Genomic DNA, 13,731 nt, shown 5'->3' with positions numbered 1-13,731 from the left:
TCTTTTTTATTTTTTTATACTCCGCCAGAATTCGAACATGTCTAAAAAGCGCTTCAGGCCATGGGTAAATTCCTCCGGCGCCATTTTGCTCACGTCTTCCCAATCGCTTTTTCCTAAAAAGCCTGCGAATTGCTGCCGTTTTTCGGCGCATTTTTCATCATTTAACCCGAAGATGTTCACAAATGCCGATAAAACCAGCTTCTTTACCGCATCGCTGTCATCCCACTCCGAAAGCTTTCCATAAATAAGCTCTGCCATCTTGTGCAGCCTGCCAGCCGTCTTACTATCCTCGGCAAGCTGGATGAAATTCTTAAAATGGTCCCACTCTTCCCAGCAATAAGGGCGGTTTTGCTTTAATCCGTCGATGCGCTTTCCTTTTTCATAGAAGATATCGTCTCGGCGGATATTTGAGTCGATAAACTCAAAGTCAATGGTGCAGGGATACGCTTTTATTTTGGCCTCATCAGGCACCTGTGATGGATAATCCAAGTAAGAAGGTTCATCATCTTCAGGCCTCATGTAAAACCTGTAACTTCCTCCTGTGGCTTTGAGCGGATACAGTCCATAGTACATTGCCATATTGTCATTTTGCTCGTAAAGATAATCTTTGCCAGACTTACCAATTGGTAAAACGGGCCATTCGTCTTTATCTGCGCAGATTTCTATATCCTGCAGCCTCCTTTTGTTTTGCCTCATACTCCTCAGAGCTTTTATGCCCACATAAAGCGGCATTTTGTAGTTTTGAACGATGATTCCCACGTGAAGCGGAAGCTTTCCGCAGACGTATTTAAACTTTTTGAAATAAAGCTTTTTTGCCGTATCGACAAAACCCGGAACGCAATCCGCCGGGATGATGAACTGCCAGGAAGCGGGTGAAGGTTCGGTTATGGAATAGAGAGGTATGAAGCAGGAATAAGATGCTCTGGCTTTATTCAGACTGACTTTTTCCTCCGACTTCGAAAGCCCCGTAATTTGGATTTCATCTTTGAGCCAGCTCATATCGCCGTTAGAAATCATTTTCTTGATTTTATCCTCTTCTTCCCTGCTGAATTTCCCGGAGTATTTTCGCAAAACGGGTATGGCTCTTTCCAGCGAAGATATGAGATACACTCTGCCGCCCTTTGCCCAGAATTCAAGTCCTGCATACTCGTATTCCCCATCCTTAGCGCAGGCTGCCTCCCAGACTATCCTTTTGCCGCGCCATTTTTGCACCAAATCTTTTTCCAATATAGCCTTCAATTTGTCAAGATATTCTCTTGTAGACGACCATATGCGGCTCAGCCTGGCAGGAGACGGCGGCTTCCTGAGCAAAAACTGCAGCATGATTTCGGCCATAAACTTGATGCCGTCATCCGTCACCTGATCCCATATTATTCTCTCGGTATACCAATCCACCGTGCCCTGCCCCATTTTTCTTTCCACTAAACCCTTCCATCCGGTGCCTTTGCAGGTCTGGATGAAAACCTGGGCCAAATAATCTTCTAAACTATTTGCGCCATTATAAGCCTCTTCTGATAATGTTCTTAAGATAGAAAAATCATATTTTTTGACAAACGATAGAAAATCAATTTTTTTCTTTCTTCTACTACTGTTCTTGTCCATTTTTTCAAATATTCTATTTATCATGCTTCGCTTATTTTGTTCTTTAGCGAAGGTTTTATTTTTATAATTTATATTGTAATAATCTTTAAGCTGCTTAGAACTATTAGCTAATGCATTATCTATCCTCTGTAAAAAATCAATAAATTTGTCATCTAAATTGCGCCTTTCGCTATCAGATCGCATGTCATAATCTTCATACAATATCTTATATATCTCATAAACACTTTTATCACTAGCCTGAAAATGCTCCAAAATCTCATCCTTTTTATCCTGTTTCATTTTCAGCGATTTTATTTCATTTTTAAGCCTTTCATATTCCCTTTTTTCCTCAAGCTTCACAGCCCTTACAGAACGCAGGGTCTCCAGCATTTTGGCATATAAATCGCTGTAGTTATATTCATCCCCTATATTCACCAGTGTGGTGGAAAGCATATTTCCATTTTGCCATTCCTCAAGCTCGAATTTCATGGTAATTAATGCTATCCTGCCGTTTTTGTCCTGCAGGTCCCCGGTCCATATAGTCTCTCCTGCCGGATTTTTCACCCAGTCATCAAGCCTGTTTTTCATGCGCGACCTGCACTTATCGCATGCATCAAGCTTTGTCTTATCATCATTCTTATCTTCGCAAACCAGGTCCATCCCGCATATCCTGCATACAGTTCTAAAAGACCCCTTCGAATCATCTATAGACGGCACGTCCCATGATGCGGGCATCAGACAATTCTCCGGTGCCTTTGAGATCATATCCGTCAAGGCATAAAGACCCCTCGAAGCTTCAGTCAAGAATATGGCCGGAAAGGTTTCTTTCCTGAATACATGCTTGAAGACATTTAGTATATCTTTTTGGAGTTCGGCCATGTCTTGATGCAAGAAATACAGCCGATTTTCATCCTGTTTATCTCCATCCAAATAATCCTTATCATCCTTTAGATTGCCTGCTAAATTTTCTGCCACCACAAAGTATATGCCTGTCTCATCCCTGTATATTTCATTTCCAACCGCATATTTTTCTTCTACGATTCTTCTGACCATATTGTCCGCTTTTTCACAGGCTCTCATGTACCAAGCGATGAAATGGCTTTTCAAAGCCTTCTCAGAAAGGCCCAGCTTGTCGTACTGCACTCCCATGATGCGCCACCTTACGCTGGATGGCTTGTCCATATACTGCTGATACAGCATGCCATCTGGCGATGCATCAAGACATATCGCAGCCAATGCCGCCTTAAACATGCTTGCGGTCATATACGCCTGTTCCCACAAAGTTATATCGTTTAACGGCGCACGGCTGTCGCTTCCTACGTGGGAATACCATGCCCGAATTTTATCCTGAACATTCCTTCTCAATCTCCTCCATGCAAAGGCGTCATAATCGGCAGGCGACTTGCTAATGCCATATAGAATGCCCGAAAGCTCGGCAAAAAATTTTTCCCGCGATGCATCCAGATGGCAATCGTTTACTTTGGACTTATACGCTCCAAAGGCATTTGAAAGCCATAATTTCTTCATCTGTTCTCTCGGAAATCCCTTATCCATGCCGGAGTTTATATTTTCACAGCCTTTAAAGAAAATATTTTCGACAAAATCTATTATCGGCTGCTGGTCCCCTGAATCTTCCTTTAAAACTTTTCCTATGGCATCGCCATAGGCAATATGATAAATCTTCAGCCCGCTTTTCCTGAGATTCCCGCAGTCCAGCAGCACATCCGAATTGAAAAATCCCTCCAGGTAGTTTCCACCAAGTTTTTTTTCTGTGTTTTTTACATCCTTCCAGAAGGGAGTGTCTGGTTTATCCTTGAAATAATACTCTTGATATTTTTTGAAAATATTGTAACCGTATTTTTTTTCAAAATCAGTTTGATAAGTTTCATCAATTTTGAAATGCTCAATCTCACCCTTTTTCCCCCAAAATCCGATATGCGTCTTTCCAAGATTAAACATCAAAGCCCCGATTTCAGCCTTGAGTATCTCTGCAGATTTTTTCCGCAAGTTTTGAATATTTAGCGCTTCCATAAAGCTCACCTCCGCTCCTGGAGTGTATTGAAATGGGAATCAATCCTGCACAGGCCCCATCCGTATTTATTTTTTGCACCTATTCCATGCTGCACAAGAAGCCTTTTCACCCATTTTTCCAGGAAAATGCAGTCTTTCTTTGCTTCCTCGCATAAATCAGCCTTTTTCAATGACATCAGGGCGTCGTGCGGCACATAAATCATCTGCAAAAATCCTTTCGCTCCTTTGGGGACCACCTCGAAATAAATCGGCCCCTTGCCAACCTTTGTCTTTCTTGTGTGCGGATTTATGATTTCCAGAGAGAGCCTGTCAAAAAAAATTGGATAAAAAATAACTCTTCCTCTGTGAGACCCAAAACCAGTTTTTTGCTGGTTTTGTTCCTTTATGTAATCAAAAATCTGCTGTGCATAAGACTTGTCCGATCTGGCTTCAATGCGCAGATTTGCACTCAACTCTGAAAAAGCATATTTTATTAAAGATGAAAGAACTTTTTCCTCGCATTTTTCTTTTATGTACTCATCAATGATTTTTTCCACTTTCCGAAATTCATCGGAACCGCTGCCGAAAATCCTGTAAATGCCAAAAAAAGTTTCCAGCACCTCATCGGCATCCCCATTTTCCACTGCTTCCCGAAATACTTCCTTAGCTGCAGCGAAAAGCTGCCCCTTCAGACTGCTTGCCCTTACCATGGGCACTTTCCAAACCTTCTCCTTCATCACCGGATTCTGCACGGCATAAAAATCTTCATCGTCCCTTGAAAAATAAGGAGCCTGCAGGGTAAACTCAAATCCCACGCCGAATGAACCGGGCACAAGTTTTTTCACTGCCTCTGACATTTCATTCTTTGTCCTGTATATGCCGCACAATTGATACAAAAATTCAAGAGATTCTTTGTCTACTTCCCATTGATAACCGCCAATACCCTTTGATTTGAACCACTCCAGAGGAAAATTTTTTACTTTCAAATTTCGGCTACTATGAAAATCCCTGCTTCCGGCAAAAGGAAAAAGCACCTGCAACCGGCTACTGTCCACATATTTTAATTGTTTCCCACATTCGCTGCAGCCTACATATTTTAGTGCATATTTCAAAAAATGGTAAATACCGTTATTTCCAACCGGCTTTTTCAAATCTGTCAATATAACTTCATAAGGCATATTCTCACTGCCTCCTCTGGCTTCCGAAGTCCTTCATAAAACATACCGAAACAAAGCCGCATTCAAAACCACGTCCTTCTCTTTCGCCGTACCATGGAATTATTTTTGTGGCATTTGGACCTTCAATATCACCAAATTTATCTTTTTGTATGGAGCCGAAAATGAAATGACGCATTGCATCGTCCCATCTCTTCTTTTTATCATTTGATTTTTCTTTATATTTTTGGTTTGATTTCCCCTCAGCTCGCTCCTCTGCCTTTTCCCTTATGAGAAACTTAATTGTATCAAAATAGCCAATGTTATGATTTCTATCGCTGCCATTCAGCTCTTTTCTTATATTTTTATGCGCATCTTTATAATCATATCTGTAAATCGCCAACTTATCGCAGCTTATCAATTTATCAAATGAATTTACTTCTTCTACTGCATCTTTTATCTTAACGTCCGGCATATTTTCGATAATCCGGCTGAACAAAAATGCATCCCGCTTCAGAGGCGCCCTCCCACGGCCACTTGCTTCATAAAACTTCACCCTGCCGAACCCCATATTGTTTTTCCCTCCCAGAAATCCGTAATCCTGAATGAAGGAAAGCAGAGGAAATAGCAGGGCTTCTTTCAGAATCGGATCGGCACATATAAAGGAAATAACACCTTCACCACAAAAAATTTTTTCAGGGAAAAACCACAGATGATATTCTTTTCTGTTATAATTTCCAGGCTGTCTTAATGTTATTTCTTCCCATTTTCCTTCATGTTCGTTTCTTTTTTTCGCTATAGCATAAGGCAGGCCCAGCTTTTTAGACAACATGGCGGGCGGGCCGGTTATGCTTCTTATACCTATGACCCCGCGCCAACCTTCGCAGCCGAAGACAATTGAAGAAAGCGAAAGGCCCTTTTCAGCAAGAGCTTTCATCGAAACCTCAAACATCCCGGTATTAGGATGCAACTTGATAAAACTCATCACCTTTTCGTGAAATTCTTTCATATTGACACTTTCTCCATCATAATCTGCCGTTTTCAAGCCCGCTGCCAGGCAAAAGGCATCAAACCAGTACCTCATGCTCCCCAGGATAGACTGCGGTTTGATGTTCTCGTTCCTCATCCATGCATCGCCGGTCCACAGCGGGGTTATAGTCCTGAACCCGATATCCACCTGCTCCAAAATCCTCACCATCCTTTATATGCGTGATAAATCTTTTGCAACGTGCAATATCCAGCAACCCCGGCTTTATTAATATATCAATGGATCAATAATAACTTCACCCAAGATATTATCATGAACATTTGTTTTTAATTAAAATACTTTTTAACGTCATCAACATCACTTATTCTAAAAATATCCTCCACCATTTTTTCGACCTTCCGGATATCCTGGGTTTTCTCGATGGTTTCGATAATATCTTCTGGAATATTTGAAAACTTCTTCTTGAGCAGCTTTACGACAAGTTCCTTAGCTTAGTTAAATATACCCAGGTCAGTTTTTTCGGGCCTTCCTATCAGGGCGGCCCTATCCAACAACAGGTTTCTAAACTCGCAGGATGTTTCGGGCAAAAGAGTACAGGCATGGCAAGCCGCATAATTTAGCGACTCAAAACCTTGGCCGTGCTTTCCATAGGAAGTAATACATAAAGGGTCTGAAGAACACCAGCGCGCCGACTCAAGCATATTATAGATAAGCTGGCCCAATATATCGGGGTCGGATAACTCTACCAGACCGCCTAAGCTTCCGTCGGAATCAGGTGCCGCAGTATATATCAAAACTCCGGCCATAGGAATAGCATCTGTATCCTTTGAAAAAGTGCTATATATTTTTTCTTTTAAAGATGCGGCTCCGTAGCCGCATTCCAGAGAAAGCTGCCTTATCAATAGATGAGAAAAAGTATGCAATAAAACATATTGCGGAGAAAATCGATCATTTGAAAAAAAAGACCGATCCAAAGTTTGTTTCATCGGCATATAATAGTCACCGATTGACTTAGACCATTTTTTTAACTTATCAATATCAAATTCTATGAAAATTCCCTCACCGTTTAGCTGTACTGCAGGAAGCCAATTCTGTTCCTTTAAAGACAGCGGTGCCAACCTTTCATCATCCAGTCTTCCCGACCACGGCTTTAACCTGGTAAAGCCCAACATCGCCACCACTTCGGTCAATCTGTCAATGGCTACCACTTTCTTTATCAATGATTTATATGCTCGGGGAGCTTCAACGAATCTTGCCGAATATCCGTCATCGTAATTCCGATTCCCCGTTTCTATTTTGGTTAGCGCCATATACTCATCAATATACAAGTCCTGCTGAGTCTTCTTGCCGTTTAAACTTTTATTCTTTTTTAAGTCATTATATGCCAGCATGATATCTTCCATGGAATAACCGGGTAGTTTTGGTTGTATCAGAGTTTTTATAATTTGTTGAGCCGCATAAAAATCAAGATTGCTCAGCACATTGTAATATCCCTGAAGCTTCATAAATATTTTCTTGCTCCAAGGCGGGATACTCAACGCACTTATGGTAACAGGAAAATAAACATTGGTGGATATCCTAAGCCGTGTCTTTAGCGGCTCATTGCACTCATAAGGCACTTTCTCGGCCAGCCAGGGAGTATTTCCTTCGCATTTTTTAATATTCACCAAAGCATTCTCCGCAAAGGCCCCCTGCATTCCCCGAATTGCTCGGCAACTTTCGCATTTCACCACCAAGCTGCTGATTCCGCTCTTATTTCCAATATTCAGCAGTGATAACTTGGGACTTTCGCTTTTGGGGCATTCGCTTCCTCTATGTACCCATTTGGAATAGGGGAAGTCCTCGATATGGCCCTTCTCGCACACTACTACAAATCGGGAAGGCACCAATGACCTGTTCCCGCAAAAGCATCTTATCTCTCTCCCCGTTTGATGGTCAAAAGCGCTATAGTGATATAACCTATGGCATTTTATGCAATAAAGTATTTCTGGGAAACGGTACGCAGGGATATCTTTACTTTTATCCATAAAGAATGCTTTTCTGCGCATATCAATTTTTGGTTTTACGAAATATTTTTTACCCAATAAATTTTGTAGGTTTTCGTTATAAATAATAAATTTATTTTCGGGTGAGTCTTCGGCCCAATCCCATTTATCCGTCCCCGCTATAATTACCGTATCGTACAAAAAGTCTGCGATTGACCCACAGCCGAAGGAAGTAATAAGCTGTGATTGCCTGACCTCGCCCACCACTTTTTCCTTCCCTTGTTTGGGTGCAAAAAGTTTTCTCATGCTTTATCTCCCTCATTTCTTCGGTTCAGGATAAAAACATTGGAAGAAAAGTCTACATTTCGCAAGGCATTTAAAGTAGAAGGAAAATCCGACAGATTTTCTTTTTCGGCCTCTACTAACAGTGTGCATGTGGTATCGGGCATTTTGTTCCTTAGTGCATAATAAAAGCTCTCGCTCTTGTTTTTGGCGGTATCTTCCCATAATAATTCAAATTGTGAAAGCCAATCATCGGCAAATTCAAGTGCAGCGGGTGCTATGTTTTTAACCCTATTTAATATAAACTGTTTTATCATCTTAACATCGGGATCGTCCTTCCTAAAATTTATTACATCTGCATTGTCCCTCATCCTCTTGACCTTATGCCGAATCAAGGCAACATATACCGAGTGAAGCGCCTTTTCTATCGCTCTGTATGAAAAAGGAGTAAGACTGGTGGGTTCCACATGTTTATAAAAAGTTTGGTGATAGTAAGTAAATTGTTCATAGTGAGATTTATCTCTGGAACGCATGGCATTATATAGCGGTATAACCATTCCTGGGTTTTTGCGCCCTACGCGACTGGTGGCTTGTATATATTCGGCATTGCTTTTGGGTTGGCCGTAAACGGTCATTATTCCGAGGCGGCCGATATCGATACCTACCGAAAGCATATTTGAAGCCAATAAATAAGAATAAGCCCTCTCATCGGGATATTTTATTTCCAACTCTTCCAGAGTTTCTTTTATTTCTTTCGACGATTTCCTACTGGTGAGTTCTGTATTTTCATGATGCCTGATCCTTTTTAGGCCCATTGCTTCGGCAAATTTTTTAAATTTATGTTGCCTCAAGGAATTACAGTAAGTTCCTACACGATCGGTCAATACCGTGGCGGAACTGCCCAGATCCTTTAAGGAATTAAAATATCCCACTACCGTAAAATATTGATCTATTATCTCCGGATCGATGCCCATGGCTTCAAGATGACTTATGGCAAAAAACAGGCAGCTGTATACGCGAACCAGGATATCAAGTAAGCTGCCTCCCGTTTCACAGATGCCCAGGTATCTGCGGACAGGTTTGCTATTCTTATCGGCCTGCTTTGCAAAAAAAGAATCGTTTATATCGATGCCGTAGGATGGAAACTGGAAGCTCTCGCGGTCATACAATGCCTTTATTTGTTTTGCGGCATTTCTCACGGTAGCTGTTGAAGCTATTATTTTTGGCTTAATACCGCCTTGTGTACAAAGTTCATCGATCGCCGTCTCATATATGCCACTTATAGACCCCAGAGGTCCGGAAATAAGGTGTAACTCATCCTGGATTATCAAATTTGGCGGCATGGTAATCCCATCGGATCCAAAAATAGCCACGGTCCTATCTTCCCATACAATTCTTGCAAACTTGTCTATAGTGCTCAAAACTAATGTAGGTCTTACATTATATATATCTTCATCCACCACATATATCGGAAGCCCATCATGAAAATGACAGCGTTTATTGGGACATTTTATTTTCATGGTTTGTTCTATCTTATAATCTCCCACGTCAATATCACTGCCACAGAAGGGGCAATGAAAGATCTGTATTGGATTGCCTTTATATACGAGTTCATCGTCTTTAATCTTTTCAATACTCTCCCTTGCCTTTTCCAGGGTATTGGGGGTTACATCCATTCCCACCCATAAACCTATTGAGATTTCACATCCGGGTATGGAGTATTTCTGACGCAGATATTCGCATGCACATATTAAAGCCGTCGCTCTCTCAAATTGCTGAGCTGTAAGAAGGCGAAGTGTATAGCGCATGATGATCGCAACACCGTCACCTTTTTCTTTTCCCGTAAGCTTTCTATAAAAAATAACAAAAGCAGAAATGCCAAGATATGCTTCCGTTTTGCCTCCGCCCGTCGGAAAAAATAATAAGTCCACAGTATTATGCCATTCGCCATTATCGTCCACAATATCGGGTATTATCTGTAAAATAAATGCCAGTTGAAAAGGATACCATGAAACCTCTGCCGGATCAACTGCTTTTCCTTTTGTTTTCGCATAATTGATCCTCTGCATAATCATAGCTTCATTCATATATAAAAAAGATTTCCATACGATATCGTTTGACCGCAATAACATAACTCCGTTTTTTAATCGTTTGATACAGTTTTGGATATTGGCAAAATTAGCATTAATCGCCCGCTCATAGGATTTTATATCTTTTGCCTTTTCTTTTTGACCAAAAAACCATTCTTCATAAAGTTTGATAAAATCATCAAGCTCGTCACATCCTTGGCTTCGCACTTTATCATTCCAAAATGTCATCTTGAGAAATTGGGAATTTTTTAATTCGCAGGGCTTCATCTGAAAAATTTCAGCTACAGGTATGAACTCGCTTTCAATTTCATAAACCACATTATTTTTTACTTTCCATTTTACAGAGCAACCGTGCCCCGAAGCAAAATTCAGCACATCTCGGTAAAGCATATTCAAGTTCTCGGTTTCCAGGTCATTTTCCTTATGCTCTTTTTCAATCATTGGCAAAAAACCTTTTTGCGAAATTACTGATAAGTGGCATTGAAAAAGGGCAGAAGTGTTTTGTAATATCTCTTTGTTTTGTACTATTGTATTGTTTATGGCAGAAACAGTAATAAGGCGGCTTCCGTCCGGATAAGTCTTTCTAACAAAAAGCTCAAGATCAATGTTGCCCGGTATACTATCCGTTTTAACCGGCTTTTTTGTTTTTAGACTAAAAACAACATCACCGCTATCTATCGGTTTTCGAATATATTTGTGAACGATTCTTTTCCTGCTTTGAGTTACCTCAATACCGTTTTCATCTTTCACCTTTTTCTCATAACATTGTACTTCTTCATGATGTATATAAGAAGCACATCGAAACCTCACCTTCAGATACTCTTCCTGCCCACTCACCACCATGGTAATCGCCATTGCCGAGGGACGATAAACATTGGCCTGATTTATATGTCCATCGGGAACCTCCAGTGCCTCTTCAAGATCATCGATAACATCCATGTCGCAATCAAACTCGCTCTGATCTAAAACCATCTCTTCTAGCTCTGCATCACTTGCCCCGTCATATACTTTTATTTTTTCAGTGCTCGTTCTTTGGGGCCATAAGATACCTATTGAATAAAGTTCCAGCGGCGGCTCGTCCAATATTTCATCCGGTTCGACAGGACCTATGAGCTCTTTTCTTAAAAAATCTTCAATGATATCTTCCGCAGCATAGTAATCGTTAAAACTTGGCAATAAAATTACCCCCTACCACCAATGTGTTTTTGCAAAACCAGAAATCTCAACACCCAACCATAGACCCGACTTGTTGTATGGTTCTGCTATTTCATCGTTGAATTTCGTATTCGCGATGGTAACTATATTATTGACATAAATTCTACTTATACTGCTAGGCAACGTAGGGCTGTGATTTGTCTTACCCATAGCATCTTTTAGATCATAGACAATCTTATCGCTGAGCCTTCCGATGAAAAAGCCCTCATGATAGATCCCATATTCCATATCAGTTCGGTTTATTTCCAATATATCGCCCGGCTTTAATTTTCCAATATATTCTTGCCTTTTCTGAGCATCTTCTATATTTTTATTCACAAAACTAAAAGGATCTATATCTCCGTCCATCCCTATATAAATTTTATAACAATAAGGCTTTCCATTTTTTTGGCTTAGCTTGGTAGCTATCCATCTTTTGCTATCAAGCTGTATTATATAATGCCTAGGTATATTGCAAAAACCGATATGTCTTTTTCCCCTTGTCAGTGCGACATATGCAACTTTAATTTCATCCTTTTTGTTTAACTCATCATGATTGCAATATTTTCCATCATAATCATCCGAAAGAAGTATTACACCATTATATTCACGCCCTTTAGCCCGATGTATAGTGGATACGGTAGTGATACTCTTGTAAGATAAATCCAGCTCTGCAGGTAAATCTTTCGCAGCCACGAGCAATTTTACCAGCAGTCTTACATCCAGCACATCCTGGCTATCGTCGGATGCTACGTTTTTTAACAATCTCCACTTATCTTCGGCATCGTTATATCCGGCTTTAATGGCGCGCTTTTTAAATGCTTCAAAACCAATGCGCTTTTCAGTATAGGTAGATAATATTTCGGCTATCCATGGCACTAAGTCCACATGCTGCGCTGATTTTAAGATACAATGATTTATATCCTTTTCAAAAAGCTCGGTGCTGATAATAGAAACTTCGGCATTGTTGCGGCACAAAATCGCTTCAAACTTGTTAAAATCCGAACTATCTAAATATCTTATGTTCCCCAAACAGTATTTCTGCTGCAATTCATTTACACATGCAGCAAGCGTTTCTTCCTGCTTGCTTACGTCTTTAGACAAAATTGCATTGCGCATATCTTTTTCATATTTTGCAAGTTCCCTTGACTGGCGCACGTTATTGGTAAGCTCAAACCGCTTAACGCCGGTGTAGAATTTTGTATTCAGCCATTTATAAAATTTTGATGAGTTTAATTCGTTTTCATCCTGAACAAGATAATCGTATATGGATTGGCATACATCCCCCAGCAGTAAAAATCCACATTTTAAATGCTCAAGCAATGTCTTGACCAGCCGTGCCCGAACGCCCACCAAATCCTGTATCTCATCGATTATCAAGTATTCCAGCCCCTCAAGACAACTTGTATCTTTATTAAATTCAGAAATGAATTTTTCAATGCGATCATCATAGTCCAGATTGTTGATTACACCTTCGAGTTCGCCATCGGAAAGCATATATGTAACGAAAGAGTCAAAAGTGCGTATACCTTCAAATAAACTCATAGTTTCACGAGGCACCAAGCCCTCTCTTATTTCATCCTTGAGTCTCTTTTTAATTTCACCGACGGCACTTCTTGAATAACATAGAACAAGCACTCTTTCTGGATTCGCCAACTTATTATTTATGATATATTCCAATCGCTTTATAACGGAATAGGTCTTTCCCGTGCCGGGCCCTGCATTTACGATAATTCTGTCATCTATATTTGCTTTAATTATCTCATCAGGACCATCGAGCAGTTCATATTTTACCGGAAAGGAATCATCATCCTGCGGGGAAATAATATCATCTATAGCATCTTCCCCTTTTGTTTGAGGATTTTCTTCTTCTAGCGTCTTCTTTTCTTCTGAAGATTTCTCTTCTTCCATTGGGAATTTGTCTTCTATAGGATTTTCTGTATTATCAAACGGTATCTCTGGCGGTTCATTTATCTCACTGGATATTTTAAAGGTTTCTAAATATATTTGCCTGTCTTCTTCGTCCAAATATCTCAGCAATCCGAAATCCGGTGGAATATATGTTGTACCTTGGTGTGATGCCGTATCTTCAGGCCTTCTTGTTATTTTTCTAAAATTATGTAAAACAGAACATTCTGCCCAAAGTTTGCAATCGATTTTTTCGCATTTGCAAACAAAAGTAGGCACATCATTTTCAATAATAACACCCCATGATTTATCACCACTTGTATCAAGCGAGCATCGGGGGTTCCCTTTGTCCAGTAGTTCCCGCTGCTCCTGTGTCAATATCAATTCATCTTTATCTAAATATTCTTTTATTTTACGCAATGTATCATAATCATAAACATGACGTATGAAATCCTTATCAAACTGTGAGTTTGTCCTATTTACATATATATTGCTTTTTATAGAAATATTTGAACGTCCCATTTCTTATTCCCCTTGTT

At 40.3% G+C, this 13,731-nt stretch carries 6 protein-coding genes and 1 pseudogene; all 7 read right to left on the bottom strand.

The features are described from left to right. Positions 1-6: 6 nt before the first annotated feature. The 7 genes and pseudogenes from AC6I1H_RS13900 to AC6I1H_RS13870 all read right to left on the bottom strand — a co-directional run bounded on the left by AC6I1H_RS13900 (position 7) and on the right by AC6I1H_RS13870 (position 13,714). Positions 7-3,612: a CRISPR-associated protein Csx11 gene (locus tag AC6I1H_RS13900; protein ID WP_497738135.1), complete on the bottom strand. Its 3,606-nt coding sequence runs from the start codon at positions 3,610-3,612 to the stop codon at positions 7-9. Between the two features lie 5 nt (positions 3,613-3,617). Further along, positions 3,618-4,769 (bottom strand): RAMP superfamily CRISPR-associated protein, encoded by a 1,152-nt coding sequence (locus AC6I1H_RS13895; protein ID WP_497738134.1) that lies wholly within the window; start codon positions 4,767-4,769, stop codon positions 3,618-3,620. Between the two features lie 4 nt (positions 4,770-4,773). Beyond that, positions 4,774-5,922 (bottom strand): RAMP superfamily CRISPR-associated protein, encoded by a 1,149-nt coding sequence (locus AC6I1H_RS13890; protein ID WP_497740805.1) that lies wholly within the window; start codon positions 5,920-5,922, stop codon positions 4,774-4,776. Between the two features lie 137 nt (positions 5,923-6,059). Next, positions 6,060-6,209 (bottom strand): annotated as a pseudogene (locus AC6I1H_RS13885) (DUF4351 domain-containing protein); the annotation flags it as partial. 15 nt (positions 6,210-6,224) lie between these two features. Beyond that, entirely contained in the window at positions 6,225-8,024 is a 1,800-nt protein-coding gene (gene drmB, locus AC6I1H_RS13880; RefSeq protein ID WP_497738133.1) for a DrmB family protein, read from the bottom strand. Further along, complete coding sequence (locus AC6I1H_RS13875; RefSeq protein WP_497738132.1) at positions 8,021-11,266, bottom strand: helicase-related protein; 3,246 nt, start codon at positions 11,264-11,266, stop codon at positions 8,021-8,023. The genes drmB and AC6I1H_RS13875 overlap by 4 nt, the downstream gene beginning before the upstream one ends. A gap of 12 nt (positions 11,267-11,278) precedes the next feature. Further along, positions 11,279-13,714, bottom strand: coding sequence for a UvrD-helicase domain-containing protein (locus AC6I1H_RS13870; protein WP_497738131.1), 2,436 nt, complete (start codon positions 13,712-13,714; stop codon positions 11,279-11,281). Between the last annotated feature and the right edge of the window lie 17 nt (positions 13,715-13,731).

Source organism: Biomaibacter sp. TOL (assembly GCF_059717795.1).
This window is presented reverse-complemented; position numbering and strand designations above follow the sequence as displayed.